Origin of the sequence: Aquidulcibacter sp., assembly GCF_049239865.1 — a bacterium.
Lineage (GTDB): Bacteria > Pseudomonadota > Alphaproteobacteria > Caulobacterales > Aquidulcibacteraceae > Aquidulcibacter.
Map to the genome: position 1 here is coordinate 1 of NZ_JBMLTR010000072.1, position 1,072 is coordinate 1,072.

The 1,072-nt window shown below is 56.2% G+C and carries 2 protein-coding genes; both read left to right on the plus strand.

All coding sequences use genetic code 11. The annotated features are described in order from the left end of the window. Positions 1-37 precede the first annotated feature (37 nt). The gene (locus ACOVRA_RS04850; RefSeq protein ID WP_421719317.1) at positions 38-142 is read left to right on the plus strand and encodes a zinc finger domain-containing protein; all 105 of its coding nucleotides are present in this window, start codon (positions 38-40) and stop codon (positions 140-142) included. Positions 143-179: 37 nt separating this feature from the next. Continuing rightward, positions 180-956 carry an enoyl-CoA hydratase gene (locus ACOVRA_RS04855; RefSeq protein WP_421719316.1) on the plus strand — a complete coding sequence of 259 codons (777 nt, stop codon included), beginning with the start codon at positions 180-182 and terminating at the stop codon, positions 954-956. The last annotated feature ends 116 nt before the right edge of the window (positions 957-1,072 follow it).

A 1,072-nucleotide genomic window follows, 5' to 3' on the forward strand; every position in this document is an offset into this window, starting at 1 on the left:
TTTTCAAGAAAGGTTCGACGTATATGGCCGCGAAGGGCTGCCCTGCCCGCGCAGCCCGGCCGTCGGCACGCCGCATGCGCCGATCCAACGGATTGTTCAGTCGGGGCGATCCAGCTTTTTTTGCCCAACCTGTCAGACCTGACGCCGCTCCGTATTATAATCCGTAACAGGAGTTACCTATGGCCTATGAAACCATCCTTCTGAACCTAGTCGACGGGGTTGCAACCATAACCCTGAACCGTCCAGACGCGCTTAATGCGTTCAATCAGCAATTGATGAATGAGTTGACCGCATGTCTTGATGCGGTCGAGGCCGACGATCATGTGGGCGCGATCGTCATTACCGGCTCCGCCAAAGCTTTTGCCGCAGGTGCGGACATTAAAGAGATGGCGACCAAGACATTTGCAGACGTCTATGGCCAAGACTTCATCACCGCCAATTGGGAGCGCGTAACCCGCTGCCGTAAACCAACCATTGCCGCTGTTGCAGGTTTCGCTTTGGGTGGTGGGTGCGAGCTTGCCATGATGTGCGACATGATCTTGGCTGCTGACACGGCCAAGTTTGGTCAGCCAGAGATTAAGCTGGGCGTCATTCCAGGCGCTGGTGGCACGCAACGCTTTGCCCGCGCCGCCGGAAAGGCCAAAGCCATGGATATGATTTTGACTGGGCGCATGATGGACGCAGTCGAGGCCGAGCGCTGTGGCATTGTGGCCCGCATTGTGCCGGCGGATACGCTCTTGGATGAAGCCCAAAAAGTTGCCAAAACCATCGCTGGCTATGGCAAGTTGGCCGTGATGGCCGCCAAGGAATCCGTCGACCGCGCCTTTGAAACACCTTTAAGCGAAGGGGTACGTTTTGAACGCCGGGTCTTCCACGGATTGTTCGGCACGGAAGACCAAAAGGAAGGTATGGCGGCCTTTAGTGAAAAGCGCCCAGCGCAATTTACAGGCCGCTGATGAAACACGAGCAATGTTGCTTGACCTTTCGCCCCTGTTTCGGCATACACCGCCCCCTCTCGGGTAGCCACGTGGCTGCCTCTTTCACACGTTAAATCGGATTAAACGATGGCCAA